Source organism: Cloacibacterium caeni, from assembly GCF_907163125.1.
Classification (GTDB): domain Bacteria; phylum Bacteroidota; class Bacteroidia; order Flavobacteriales; family Weeksellaceae; genus Cloacibacterium; species Cloacibacterium caeni_B.
The window spans coordinates 938,028-951,697 of sequence record NZ_OU015319.1 but is presented as its reverse complement, the minus strand read 5'-3'; the positions used below and the strand labels follow the sequence as shown (position 1 = coordinate 951,697).

The window sequence follows — 13,670 nt, the reverse complement described above, 5'->3', positions numbered from 1 at the left end:
ATGGAACAGAAAATAAGAATATTTCCTCTTCATGACGATGAAGATGATTTCTATAAATTTAAAATAGAAATATCTAATCATAATTGTTCTATAATTTCTGAATTTTATGGTTATTCTGATGTTTTTAATGACTTCAGTAATAAATTGATTGGTTTTCCAAAATCAATTTCTGATGAAATAATTTTTGAAATTGGAGAGGATTCAAAAACTTGGGCTTATCATTTTTTATTTAAAGTTTTGTGTTATGAAGCAAACGGTAATTCCGCAATTCATATTAAAATTTCAAATAATAAAGAGTTTGCAGATGTTGAAAATTCAGAATTTGTAATTAAAACAAAGCCTGCTTCATTAAATAAGTTAGGAAAATCTCTAAATGAATGGAATCCTTATAATAATAAAGAGTTTATATGGATTGCAGAAAATATTTAATCTGTGAAACTATTAACAAAAGAAATACAAAAATATATCAATGCAAATCTAAACACAGATTTGCATTCTTTGTTATTGAAAAAATCTCCATTTCCAGAGGTTTCTATGCAAGAATTGGTTCAGCAAATCAAAGGTAGAAAAGTAGCTGAAAAAAAGTTTCCTTTTTTGAATCAAGAAAACATTATTTTTCCGCCCAATCTTAATTTAGAACAGGCTTCATCACAAGATACCGCAGACTTCAAAAAACAGTTTTTTAAAGGAAGAAAATTCATTGATTTAACGTGTGGTTTTGGAATTGACGCTTATTTTATTTCTCAGAATTTTGAAGAAATTACTTTAATAGAGCAGAATGCAGAGCTTTTAGACATCGTAAAACACAATTGGGAAGTTCTCGGAAGAAAAGCGAATTTCATCAACAAAAAATTAGAAGATTTTCTCACAAACAATAAAGAAAAATTCGATTTAATTTATCTAGATCCTGCAAGAAGAGATAACCATAACAGAAAAGTATTTCTTTTGGAGGATTTGTCGCCTAATATTATTGAAATTCAAGAGCAATTAAGTGACATTTCACCTGAAATTTTAATAAAACTGTCACCGCTGATTGATATTCAGCATTTGGTTGCTTCGCTCAAAAATATTTATAAAATATGGATTATTGCGGTCAAAAATGAAGTAAAAGAAGTTTTGGTTTATCTCAAGAAAAAAGAAAATAGGCCAGAAATTTATTGCATAAATTTACAATCTACAGAACCTGAATTTCACTTTAATTTAGATGATGAAAAAAACTGTCAATCAGAATTTTCAGCTCCTAAAAAATACATTTACATTCCAAATAATTCTGTATTAAAATCTGGAGCTTTTAATTTAGTTTCAGAGAAATTTGGTTTGATAAAATTACATCAGAACACACATATTTATACTTCCGAAGAAAAGATAGAACATTTCCCAGGAAGAATTTTTGAAACTGAAGAAATCAATTCAAAAGCGATAAAAAAGGGTGAACAATTTAATATCATCACCAAAAATTTTCCTTTAAAACCTGAAGAGATCAAGAAAAAATACAAAATAAAAGACGGCGGAAACCAATACCTTATCGCGGTAAAATCTCTTTCTGGTAATCATTTCCTAGTAGGAAAACTTCTTGATTAAGAAAATTTTAAGTTTTTTTTGTGGTAAACTCAATATTTCTTACTTTTGGAAAAATTTATAAACGTAATAATTTAGATATGAAAAAATTGGTATTTGCTGTAGCTGCAGCGTCTTTTTTAGTTTCTTGTGGTTTACCTGAAGGAGGAAACAAGGGAGTTTTGAAAAAAACTGAAGATGTAGTAAGATATGACGATGAAAATGCTGAAGCGCCTACTTACAAAGAAAAAACTGACTCTGCTACTGTAGAACAACCAGCTGCTGCAGAAGCTAAGGTAGATAGCACTGCTAAAAAATAAGATATTTTCTCATACAAAATAGATGTCTTGCGATTGCGAGACATTTTTTATATTTACTAAAATTTTAAAACAATGTCGGACACACAAAGTTATATCCAACAAAACAAGCAACGTTTTCTAGACGAATTGATAGAATTATTGAAGATTGCTTCTATTTCTGCAGACCCAGCTTACAATCAAGATGTGCTCAATTGTGCTGATGCTGTGGCAAAACACCTTGCCAATGCAGGAGCAGATCAAGTAGAAATCTGCGAAACCAAAGGTTATCCTGTGGTTTATGGTGAAAAAATCATCAATCCAGAATTACCAACCGTTTTGGTTTATGGTCACTATGATGTACAACCTGCAGATCCATTAGAATTATGGGAAAGCGGACCATTTGAACCTGTGGTTAAAAAGACAGAACTTCATCCAGAAGGTGCGATTTTTGCAAGAGGAAGTGCAGATGATAAAGGCCAATTCTTTATGCACGTAAAAGCTTTTGAAGCCATGATGAAAACCAATTCTCTACCTTGTAATATTAAATTCATTATTGAAGGAGAAGAAGAAGTAGGTTCTGTAAGTTTAGCTGGATTTTTAGAAGAAAATAAAGAAAAACTTTCTTGTGATGTCATCTTAATTTCAGATACTCATATTTATTCTAACGAACAACCGACTGTGACGACTGGTCTTAGAGGTTTAAGTTATATGGAAGTAGAAGTAGAAGGTCCGAACAGAGATTTACACTCAGGATTATATGGTGGTGCTGTTCCTAACCCAATTAATGTTTTAGCAGAAATGATTGCTAAACTTCATGATGAAGAAGGAAGAATTACCATAGATGGTTTTTATGATAATGTAGAAATCGTTTCTGCGGAAGACAGAGCAGAAATGAATAAATTAAAAGACAATCCAGAAGAATTCAAAAAATCAATTGGTTTAAGCGGAGTAGAAGGTGAGACAGGTTACACTACCTTAGAGAGAACTTCTATAAGACCAACTCTTGATGTAAACGGAATTTGGGGAGGTTACACAGGTGAAGGCGCTAAAACCGTGATTCCTAGTAAAGCATTTGCTAAAATTTCTATGAGATTGGTTCCTTATCAAACAGACGAAGAAATTACTGAAAAATTCACGAAATATTTTGAAAAAATAGCTCCCGCTTCTGTTAAGGTAAAAGTTACTCCTCATCACGGTGGAAAGCCTTACGTTTTACAGAGCAATACTAAAGAATTCCAAGCGGCTAAAAAAGCTATGGAAAAAGCCTTTGGTAAAGAAGTTTTACCATATAGAAGTGGCGGAAGTATTCCTATTACTTCTCTTTTTGAGAAAATTTTGGGAGCAAAATCAGTTTTAATGGGCTTCGGTTTAGATTCTGATGCGATTCACTCGCCAAATGAACACTACGGATTGTATAATTTCTACAAAGGAATAGAAAGTATTCCATATTTCTTTGAATTTTATACTCAACAATAAATTTTAAGTTAATCCTCAGTCGAAAAGATTGAGGATTTTTTATTTCTGCTTAAAAATTGAGAATTAACTCCACATTTTTGGGAAAGAAAAAACCATTAATTTGTGGTAATTTTTAATGATTTCAAAAATTATTTCCGAAATAAAATCTCAAAATTTCCTTTATTTCAGGCAATTATTGTATATTTATGCATTGAATATAAATATTTTTAGAGTATTATGCATGCATAATATATTTTTATTTAAATTAGCAAACAATCAAATAAGAAAAATTGAACCTTATGAAATCGCCGTGATTACCAAAACTAATTATAATGATGAATGAGCGATTGCATTTGACCTAAAAAAAACAATAAAATTCTACATATGAAAATATTAGTTTGTATTAGTAGTGTTCCAGATACTACTTCTAAAATTAACTTTACTGCAGATAAATCTGCTTTTGACAAAAACGGAATTCAGTGGGTAATTAATCCTTACGACGAATTTGCTCTTACAAAAGCTGTAAAATTACAAGAATCTCAAGGCGCTACAGTGACCATCGCTACTGTAGGTGACGCTGCTACTGAAGCTGTAATGAGAAAAGCTCTTGCTATTGGTGCAAATGACGCAATAAGAGTAAACGCTGAACCAAAAGACAGCATTACCGTAGCTAAAGAATTGGCAAAAATTGTAGAAGAAGGTGGTTATGACTTGGTACTTTGCGGTAAAGAATCTATTGATTATAATGGTGCTGCAGTTCCAGCAATGATTGCTCAATTACTTAATAGACCTTTCGTAAACGCTTGCGTAGGTTTAGAAGTAAACGGTGCAGAAGCTACTGCAGTAAGAGAAATTGAAGGAGGAAAAGAAACTTTAACTGTAAAAATTCCTGCTGTAATCGCTGGTCAAAAAGGTATGGTAGAAGAAAAAGACCTTATCATTCCTAACATGAGAGGAATTATGTCTGCTAGAACTAAACCTTTAACCGTAAAAGAACCAACTGAAACAGATGTTAAAGTAAGTGCAGTATCTTTTGATGCTGTTCAGGCAAGAGCTCAAGTAAAACTAGTTTCTGCGGATAATCTAGATGAATTGGTAAGATTACTTCACGAAGAAGCAAAAGTTATTTAACAAATTATTAATCCATTTGAAATTTGAAATTTGAAATTCAAAAAATCTCAAATCTTAAATCTCAAATCTCAAATCTTTTTAAATTATGTCAATTTTTGTATATACCGAAAATATTTCAGGAGCATATAAAAAAGCGGCTCTAGAAGCTGTTTCTTACGCAAAAACAGTTGCAGATATGTCTGGAACTGATGTAGTAGCGGTAAGCATTAATCCTACAGATGCTGCAGATGTTCTTTACAAATACGGAGCTTCTAAAGTGGTTACTCTAAAAAGTGACGCACTTAAAAGTTTCAACCCAAAAGCTTATGCAGAAGCTCTTGCTACTGTAGTAGATGGAGTGGTAGTTTTCCCGCATTCTACAGATGCTAGTTCTGTAGCTCCTATGCTTGCTGTGATTAAAAACGCTTCATTATTAACCAATGTAGTTTCTGCTCCAGTTGCTGTTTCTCCATTCGAAGCGAAGAGAAAATCTTTCTCTGGAAAAGCTTTTATGGATGCTAAAGCTCATGGCGAAAATGTAGTGGTTACTGTTTCTCAAAACTCTTTTGGAGTAAAAGAAAATCCAGTAGCAGGTTCTGAAGAAGTAAAAGAAGTTTCTGTTTCTGCAGAAGGTCTTACTGTGGTGAACCAAGAAAAATCTTCAGGAAAATTAGACCTTAAAGAAGCAGAAGTAGTAGTTTCTGCAGGTAGAGGAATGAAAGGCCCTGAAAACTGGGGAATGATTGAAGAATTAGCTAATGTTTTAGGTGCAGCTACTGCTTGTTCTAAACCAGTTTCTGATATCGGTTGGAGATCTCACTCAGAACACGTAGGACAAACCGGTAAAGCCATCGCTCCTAATTTATACATAGCAGTAGGTATTTCTGGTGCTATTCAGCACTTGGCTGGTGTAAACTCTTCTAAAACCATCGTAGTGATTAATAATGATGCAGAAGCGCCATTCTTTAAATCTGCTGATTATGGAGTAGTAGGAGATGCTTTCCAAATTATTCCTGCACTTACAGAAAAAATTAAAGCATTAAAAGGACACTAAAACATCATCCTTTTTAAAAATATCAATCCGAGATTTTTATCTCGGATTTTTTTGTCGTTGCAGAAGCCAAAATTTTTTATTTCTTTTGAAGAATAATTGAATTTCTCATTATATAAAAAGCAAAATCAATTTTATCATCAAAACTTGTGAAATAAATCATCTGATGGCAGTGATAAAATTTTAAATATCAAATGTTAAATTTTAAAAATTAAAGTATATTTGTATTCATGGATTATAAACAACTAATCATACGCGGAATATCTTATAGCCAAACTCAATCTGGAGCTTATGCACTGCTTCTGGAACATGAAGAAACTGGCGTAAAACTACCTGTAGTAATTGGTAATTTTGAGGCTCAATCTATTTCTTTAGGTTTAGAAAAAGACTTGCGACCACCTCGTCCACTCACGCATGATTTATTTACCAAATTTGTAAATTCTACGCATTACACTCTAGAATCGGTAATTATTTATCAAATTATTGACGGCGTTTTCTTCTCTAATCTCAATTTTAAAAATACAGAAAACGGAGAAGAACTTATTTTAGATGCCAGAACTTCTGATGCCGTAGCAATGGCAGTACGTTTTGATGCTCCAATCTATACTACAGAACAAGTATTGAACGAAGCTGGAATTCTTCTAGAAATTGACAATAACAATGAATTGCCAGAACCTGAAACTGCTTCAGAAAGTGAAACTTCTGACCTTAAAAAACTCAGCACAGAAGAATTACAAATTTTATTAGACGATGCAGTGAGAGAAGAAGATTATGATACCGCTATGGAAATCCAAGAAGAACTCAAAAGACGAAATAAAAAAATTGACTAGCGCTAAAAATTAAAATTAAATAATAAACTCTGAAAACACTTAACGGTCTAAAATACCGTAAAAGAAAAAATTACTACTTATGAATATTAAATTTAGATTGACACTGCTCAGTTTTCTACAATTTTTTGTTTGGGGAGCTTGGCTAATCACCATCGCTAATTATTGGTTTGGAACCAAACAATGGGATGGAACAAAGTTTGGCGCTGTTTTTAGCACTATGGGAATTGCTTCTGTATTCATGCCTACTTTAGTAGGAATTATCGCAGATAGATGGATTAATGCTGAGAGAATTTATGGAATTCTGCATATTTTATACGCTGCGGTTCTGTTTTATTTACCTCAAGTAACCACACCAGATACATTTTTTGCAGTGATGCTTTTAGCGATGGTATTTTACATGCCTACTATTGCACTAGCCAACTCTATTTCTTATACACTTCTTAAAAACAATAATTATGACGTGGTAAAAGATTTCCCACCGATTAGAGTTTGGGGAACAATTGGATTTATCGTAGCGATGTGGATTACGAATTTATCTGGAAATAAAGCTTCAGAATTTCAATTTTACATTGCAGGTGCAGCAGCAGTTTTACTTGGTTTATATTCATTTGCATTACCTGCTTGTAAACCTCAAAAATTAATTTCTAAAGACTCTTCATTAGTAGAAGTTTTAGGTCTAAACGCATTCAAACTTTTTGGAAATTACAAAATGGCTCTTTTCTTCATATTCTCTATGTTTTTAGGAGGTGCTTTACAGTTAACCAATGCTTATGGAGATGTATTTTTAAGTGAATTCGAAAATTTTCCAAAATACGCTGATTCATTCGTAGTGAAATATTCTACATTATCATGTCTATTTCTCAAGTTTCTGAAACATTATTTATCCTTGCTATTCCTTTCTTTTTAAGAAAATATGGAATCAAAAACGTAATGCTAATGAGTATGTTTGCTTGGGTTTTAAGATTTGGTTTATTCAGTTTTGGTAATCCTACTTCAGGACTTTGGATGATTATTTTATCATGTATTATCTACGGAATGGCGTTTGATTTCTTCAATATTTCTGGTTCACTTTTCGTAGAAACCAATACCAATTCTAAAATTCGTTCATCAGCTCAAGGTTTATTTATGATGATGACCAATGGTTTCGGAGCGATTATCGGAAGCGTTTCAGCTGGTTGGGCGATTGATAAATTCTTTACTCAAAAATTCTCTACCGCAGATTCTTTAGCTGGATTTTTAGATACTACAGTAGACAATTCTAAATTTGTAGAATTCATAGGAAAACAAGGTTCTTCCATTGTAAATGGTACTTTGACTAAAGAGATTGCGATGAAAGATTGGCCACACATTTGGTTAGCTTTCGCTGCTTACGCTTTAGTGATTGCTGTACTTTTCGCTTTGATGTTTAAACACAAGCACAATCCAGAAGCAATAGGAAACGTATCTCATTAATCTAAATCATTGATTATAAACATAAAACACACTTTTTAGAAAGTGTGTTTTTTTTTGTACTTTGGCGAAAAGAATTTTAAAATTTAAATCTCTATTAAATATCATGAAAGAAGTATTTATCGTTTCAGCAGCAAGAACACCTATGGGAAGTTTTCTAGGAAGTTTATCTAGCATTCCTGCCCCTAAATTAGGTGCTATTGCCATAAAAGGAGCGTTAGACAAAATTAATCTTGATGCAAAACACGTTCAAGAAGTTTATATGGGTAATGTTTTACAAGCTGGAGAAGGACAAGCTCCTGCTCGTCAAGCTGCATTAGGCGCTGGTTTATCAAACGAAACACCTTCTACCACAATCAATAAAGTATGTGCTTCTGGGATGAAAGCCGTAATGATGGCTTCACAATCTATTAAATCTGGCGACCAAGACGTAATTGTAGCGGGTGGAATGGAAAACATGAGCCAAGTTCCGCATTATTACAGTGCGAGAAATGCTGTAAAATTGGGAGATGTAAAAATGCAAGACGGAATGTTAGTTGACGGTTTAACAGATGTTTACAATAAAGTTCACATGGGAGTTTGTGCAGAAAAATGTGCAGCAGAATATGAATTCTCAAGAGAAGACCAAGACAACTTCGCGATTCAGTCTTATAAAAGAAGTGCAGAAGCTTGGGCTTCTGGTAAATTTAAAGAGGAAATCGTACCTGTAGAAATTCCACAGAGAAAAGGAGAACCTATTATTTTCGCAGAAGACGAAGAATATAAAAATGTAAATTTTGACAGAATTGGAACTTTGCCTACTGTTTTCCAAAAAGAAAATGGAACAGTAACTGCTGCGAATGCTTCTCCATTAAATGACGGTGCTTCTGCATTGGTTTTAATGTCAAAAGAAAAAATGGAAGAACTTGGGTTAAAACCTTTAGCAAAAATTGTTTCTTATGCAGATGCTGCACACGAACCAGAATGGTTTACAACAGCTCCTGCAAAAGCATTACCAATCGCTCTTAAAAAAGCTGGTTTAGAAGTTTCTGATATTGATTTCTTCGAGTTTAATGAAGCTTTTTCAGTAGTTGGTTTAGCCAACAATAAAATTTTAGGTTTAGACGAATCTAAGGTAAATGTAAATGGTGGTGCCGTTTCATTAGGACATCCTCTAGGAAGTTCTGGTGCAAGAATTATCGTTACTCTAATTAATGTTTTAAAACAAAACAATGGTAAATATGGTGCTGCTGCAATCTGTAATGGAGGTGGTGGTGCTTCTGCAATTGTGATTGAGAATTTATAATTTTCTCATCTTACAAATAATTAACCATTAAGATTTATTGATTTTTTAGTCAATTTCTTAATGGTTTTTTTATTTTTGTGTAATAATTCCCTTTTACGGAAAAAAACTATGAAACAAAATATCAAAAACAACCCTAAAATTATGAAAGCTTGGGCTTTCTACGATTGGGCGAATTCTGTTTATTCACTGGTAATTACCTCTACCATTTTTCCTATTTATTATTCTATTATTACTACTGCTTACGAAAAAAGCGAGTACGTAACCGAAACAGGAAAATGGATAAAAGTTCCAGTGAGAAATATGATTAATATTTTCGGAAAAGATTATCAACCAGATGCAGTTTATGGCTATTCGCTTACCATTTCGTTTTTGATTGTGGTTATTCTTTCGCCGATTTTATCCTCTTTAGCAGATACCATTGGAAATAAAAAGTCTTTCTTGCAATTTTTCGCTTATTTAGGAGCCACTTCTTGTATGGGATTGGCTATGTTTACCAATATGAATAACGTCTTCTTAGGATTGCTTTTCAGTATTACTGCGAGTGTAGGTTTCTGGGGAAGTTTGGTTTTCTACAATTCCTTTTTGCCAGATATTGCTACACCAGATAAGCAAGATGCACTTTCCGCAAAAGGTTACGTTTATGGTTACATTGGTTCAGTAATTTTAGTGGTGATTTGTTTGGCTTTGATTATGTTTTTTGCGGACACCCCAAAAGAAGCACTTTTATACACTAGAATTTCATTCTTATTCACAGGAGCTTGGTGGTTTGGATTTTCTCAATACACCTTCAAACATTTACCTCAATTTGGTGAAGTAAAAGACCAATTACCAAAAGATTTAGTATTGCTGAATCTAAAAAATATTTTCCAAAATCATAAAAGTAATGGTGGCTTTGTAGAAGTTCTGAAAGACAATATTATCTTCTACATTGAAATCGTGAAAGAGAGTTTTAGAGAATTGTATAAAGTTGGTAAACAATTATTTAGAACCGCTAATCTCAAGTATTTTTTAGCAAGTTTCTTCTTTTACAGTGTAGGAATGCAGACCATTTTCCTAATGGCCACATTATTTGGAAAGAGTGAAATCAACCTAGACCAAGGAAAACTAATTATGACCTTGTTATTGATTCAAATAGAAGCCATTATTGGTGCTATTTTCTTCTCGAGATTATCCAAAAGAATAGGCAATAAAAATGTGATTAGCATTACTATTATTTTATGGATTTTTGCTTGTCTTTCTGCTTATTTCCTCAAAAAAGAAAATCCAAATGTAGAGTATCAATTTTACGGAATTGCAGCCATCATCGGTTTGGTAATGGGAGGCATTCAGTCTATGTCTCGTTCTACGTATAGTAGACTTTTACCAAAAGATTCTATGGATAATACTACGTATTTCAGTTTTTATGATGTGTTAGAAAAAATTGCAATTATTTTAGGAACATTTATTTTTGCTTTATTAATAGACAATTATGATGCAATTAGATTGTTCTTCTTACAAGAATGTTCATTCCAATTGCCTACCACTTCGGGAATGAGATTTGCAGCACTTTCCATGTCTGTTTTCTTTGCATTAGGATTGTTCTTCATTAGATTTTTGAAATTCAACAAAATATCAGACAAAGAAACTTTGTAAATCTTTAGAAAATATATTCACAAGAACCTCAAATTTGAGGTTCTTTTTTTATGCGGAAATCTTACGATTGATAAACTTTTTCAGAGAATAATTCCGTATTTTTGTAAGTCTTGATTTTTTTGACGAGATTGACATTATGAGTACAGAAAAAGAATACATCGAAATATACGGAGCTAGAGAACACAATCTTAAAAACATCAATGTTAAAATACCTAGAAATGAATTGGTTACCATTACGGGACTTTCTGGTTCTGGGAAATCTTCTTTGGCTTTTGACACCATTTTTGCAGAAGGACAAAGACGTTATATCGAAACTTTTTCTGCCTATGCTCGTCAGTTTTTGGGCGGTTTAGAGCGTCCAGATGTAGATAAAATCGAAGGACTTTCTCCAGTAATTGCCATCGAACAAAAGACTACCAATAAAAATCCACGTTCTACAGTGGGTACCGTGACAGAATTGTATGATTTTCTACGTTTGCTTTTCGCTAGAGTTTCAGATGCTTATTCTTTGGAAACTGGTCAAAAAATGGTGAGCTACACAGAAGAACAAATTCTAGAAACCATCAAAGAAAATTATAAAGGCGAAAAAGTTTTGCTTTTAGCTCCTGTCATTCGTTCTAGAAAAGGACATTATCACGAACTTTTTGTGCAATTGGCTAAAAAAGGATATTCACAAGCCAGAATTGATGGAGAATTGCAAGATATAGAATACGATTTAAAGTTAGACCGTTACAAAACTCACGATATAGAAGTGGTAATAGACCGATGGATTATCGGCGAAAACGCTACAGAATCTAGAATGGCAAAATCTCTGAAAACGGCTTTGCAAATGGGAGATGGAGTAGTAATGGTTCAGAAGTTAGGCGCAACAGACTATCAATATTTTTCTAAAAATTTGATGGATGCACACAGCGGAAATGCGTTGCCCATTCCAGAGCCAAATACGTTTTCTTTCAACTCACCAAAGGGAAGTTGCCCAACTTGTAAAGGTCTCGGAACCATCAAAAAAATCAATGAAGAATTTTTGGTAGAAAATCCTAATTTTTCTATCAATCAAGGCGCTTTATTGCCTCTAGAAGTTTTGAAAGGTAACAAATGGCTTCTCACTCAAATTAAAAATATTTTAGAAATTTTCGGGTTAGGCTTAAATACTTCTTTCAATGAAATTCCTCGTGAAGCTGTAGATTATATTTACTATGGGTGCCAAAAAGAATTTACTGCTGACTTGAAATACGCGGGAATTTCTAAGAAAATAAAAATCAATTTTGAAGGGTTGGTTCCTTATCTCAGTCAAGTAATTGAAGATAAAGAAAACTACGACGCAGTAGTGCTTGAAAGACAATTCACCACCGAAGAAACTTGTCCAGAATGTAACGGAGCGAGACTTCAAAAAAGCAGTTTAGCTTTTAAAATTGATGGAAAAAATATTGCGGAAATCAATGCTTTGAGTTTGTTGGATTTAAAAGATTGGATACATGAAGTTAAAGAAAAATTCAGCGAAAAAAATAAAATCATTGCCAATGAAATTCTGAAAGAAATAGAAACAAGATTGCAGTTTTTATTAGACGTTGGCTTAGATTATTTGAGCTTGAGTAGAAGTTCTAGAACGCTTTCTGGTGGAGAATCTCAGAGAATTAGACTCGCTACGCAAATTGGTTCTCAACTCGTAAATGTATTGTATATTTTAGATGAACCAAGCATTGGCTTACATCAAAGAGACAACGAAAGACTCATCAATTCATTGAAAAATCTTCGTGATATTGGCAATTCTGTTCTCGTAGTAGAACATGATAAAGACATGATTTTAGAAGCCGATTACGTTCTAGATATCGGTCCTAGAGCTGGAAAACACGGCGGTGAAATTCTTTGGCAAGGAAAACCTAAAGATTTAATCAAAGCCAATACAATCACGGCAGATTATCTCACGGGAAAAAGAAGCATAGAAATCCCTAAAGAAAGAAGAAAAGGAAACGGAAAATTTCTAAAACTAAAAGGCGCAACAGGAAATAACCTGAAAAACGTAAACCTAGAAGTTCCATTAGGAAAATTGGTGGTGGTAACAGGAATTTCAGGAAGTGGAAAATCTTCTTTGATTAACGGAACGCTTTATCCAATTCTCAACAAACATTTTTACAGAGCGGTTCAAGAACCTTTGCCTTACAAAAAATTTGAAGGTATCGAAAATATCGACAAAATTGTAGATGTAGACCAAACTCCTATTGGAAGAACACCACGTTCTAATCCTGCAACTTACACCGGAATGTTCACCGATATTAGAAATCTTTTTGCAGAATTGCCAGAATCTAAAATTCGTGGTTATAAAGCAGGAAGATTTTCTTTCAATGTAAAAGGTGGAAGATGCGAAACGTGTCAAGGTGGCGGTTTAAAAGTGATTGAAATGAACTTTTTACCAGATGTTTACGTGCATTGTGAAACTTGCAACGGAAAGCGCTTCAACAGAGAAACTTTGGAAGTTCGCTACAAAGGAAAATCAATTTCTGATGTGTTGGAAATGACGATAGATGAAGCGGTAGATTTCTTCCAACCGATTCCTAAAATTTATGCAAAAGTGAAGACTTTACAGGATGTTGGTTTGGGATATATTACTTTGGGACAACAATCTACCACGTTAAGTGGAGGAGAAGCTCAACGTATAAAACTAGCAACAGAACTTGCCAAAAAACAAACAGGAAACACGCTTTATATTCTGGATGAACCTACAACAGGTTTGCATTTTGAAGATGTAAAAATCTTGATGGAAGCCATCAATCAGTTGGTAGAATTAGGCAATTCTTTTATTATTATTGAACATAATTTAGATGTCATTAAATTAGCAGATCACATTATAGACATCGGTCCAGAAGGTGGAAAACACGGTGGCGAAATCATCGCAACGGGAACTCCTGAAGAATTGATAAAATCAAAAAAATCTTTGACAGCGAAGTTTTTGAAGAAGGAAATGGAATAAAATTTCATCTTTAAAATAAAATAAACCTAATCTT

At 33.2% G+C, this 13,670-nt stretch carries 10 protein-coding genes and 1 pseudogene; all 11 read left to right on the top strand.

Annotated features, from left to right (window positions below; all coding sequences use genetic code 11):
- The 11 genes and pseudogenes from KKQ79_RS04365 (at position 1) to uvrA (ending at position 13,636) form a co-directional block, all read left to right on the top strand.
- On the top strand, positions 1 to 429 hold the full coding sequence (locus tag KKQ79_RS04365) for a hypothetical protein (RefSeq protein WP_213189144.1): 429 nt from the start codon (positions 1 to 3) through the stop codon (positions 427 to 429).
- 3 nt (positions 430 to 432) lie between these two features.
- Positions 433 to 1,581, top strand: a complete 1,149-nt coding sequence (locus KKQ79_RS04360; protein ID WP_250131187.1) for a THUMP-like domain-containing protein — start codon at positions 433 to 435, stop codon at positions 1,579 to 1,581.
- Between the two features lie 77 nt (positions 1,582 to 1,658).
- Positions 1,659 to 1,877: a hypothetical protein gene (locus tag KKQ79_RS04355; RefSeq protein ID WP_213189143.1), complete on the top strand. Its 219-nt coding sequence runs from the start codon at positions 1,659 to 1,661 to the stop codon at positions 1,875 to 1,877.
- Positions 1,878 to 1,949: 72 nt separating this feature from the next.
- Positions 1,950 to 3,332 (top strand): dipeptidase, encoded by a 1,383-nt coding sequence (locus KKQ79_RS04350; protein ID WP_213189142.1) that lies wholly within the window; start codon positions 1,950 to 1,952, stop codon positions 3,330 to 3,332.
- A gap of 363 nt (positions 3,333 to 3,695) precedes the next feature.
- Complete coding sequence (locus tag KKQ79_RS04345; protein ID WP_213189141.1) at positions 3,696 to 4,442, top strand: electron transfer flavoprotein subunit beta/FixA family protein; 747 nt, start codon at positions 3,696 to 3,698, stop codon at positions 4,440 to 4,442.
- An 85-nt stretch (positions 4,443 to 4,527) separates the two neighbouring features.
- A complete protein-coding gene (locus tag KKQ79_RS04340; protein WP_069799018.1) occupies positions 4,528 to 5,475 on the top strand; it encodes an electron transfer flavoprotein subunit alpha/FixB family protein in 948 nt (315 codons plus the stop codon).
- Between the two features lie 227 nt (positions 5,476 to 5,702).
- Positions 5,703 to 6,302 carry a bifunctional nuclease family protein gene (locus KKQ79_RS04335; RefSeq protein ID WP_213189140.1) on the top strand — a complete coding sequence of 200 codons (600 nt, stop codon included), beginning with the start codon at positions 5,703 to 5,705 and terminating at the stop codon, positions 6,300 to 6,302.
- Between the two features lie 79 nt (positions 6,303 to 6,381).
- Positions 6,382 to 7,754, top strand: a pseudogene (locus KKQ79_RS04330) (nucleoside permease).
- 103 nt (positions 7,755 to 7,857) lie between these two features.
- The gene (locus tag KKQ79_RS04325; protein WP_213189139.1) at positions 7,858 to 9,036 is read left to right on the top strand and encodes an acetyl-CoA C-acyltransferase; all 1,179 of its coding nucleotides are present in this window, start codon (positions 7,858 to 7,860) and stop codon (positions 9,034 to 9,036) included.
- Between the two features lie 108 nt (positions 9,037 to 9,144).
- Positions 9,145 to 10,668 (top strand): MFS transporter, encoded by a 1,524-nt coding sequence (locus KKQ79_RS04320; protein WP_213189138.1) that lies wholly within the window; start codon positions 9,145 to 9,147, stop codon positions 10,666 to 10,668.
- A 136-nt stretch (positions 10,669 to 10,804) separates the two neighbouring features.
- Positions 10,805 to 13,636 carry an excinuclease ABC subunit UvrA gene (gene uvrA / locus KKQ79_RS04315; protein WP_213189137.1) on the top strand — a complete coding sequence of 944 codons (2,832 nt, stop codon included), beginning with the start codon at positions 10,805 to 10,807 and terminating at the stop codon, positions 13,634 to 13,636.
- Positions 13,637 to 13,670 lie beyond the last annotated feature (34 nt).

Excerpts from the sequence above, each read along its gene's own strand:
- KKQ79_RS04365 (WP_213189144.1), top strand. The coding sequence starts at position 1 with ATGGAACAGAAAATAAGAATATTTCCTCTTCATGACGATGAAGATGAT.
- KKQ79_RS04355 (WP_213189143.1), top strand. The coding sequence starts at position 1,659 with ATGAAAAAATTGGTATTTGCTGTAGCTGCAGCGTCTTTTTTAGTTTCT.
- KKQ79_RS04350 (WP_213189142.1), top strand. The coding sequence starts at position 1,950 with ATGTCGGACACACAAAGTTATATCCAACAAAACAAGCAACGTTTTCTA.
- KKQ79_RS04345 (WP_213189141.1), top strand. The coding sequence starts at position 3,696 with ATGAAAATATTAGTTTGTATTAGTAGTGTTCCAGATACTACTTCTAAA.
- KKQ79_RS04340 (WP_069799018.1), top strand. The coding sequence starts at position 4,528 with ATGTCAATTTTTGTATATACCGAAAATATTTCAGGAGCATATAAAAAA.
- KKQ79_RS04335 (WP_213189140.1), top strand. The coding sequence starts at position 5,703 with ATGGATTATAAACAACTAATCATACGCGGAATATCTTATAGCCAAACT.
- KKQ79_RS04325 (WP_213189139.1), top strand. The coding sequence starts at position 7,858 with ATGAAAGAAGTATTTATCGTTTCAGCAGCAAGAACACCTATGGGAAGT.
- KKQ79_RS04320 (WP_213189138.1), top strand. The coding sequence starts at position 9,145 with ATGAAACAAAATATCAAAAACAACCCTAAAATTATGAAAGCTTGGGCT.
- uvrA (WP_213189137.1), top strand. The coding sequence starts at position 10,805 with ATGAGTACAGAAAAAGAATACATCGAAATATACGGAGCTAGAGAACAC.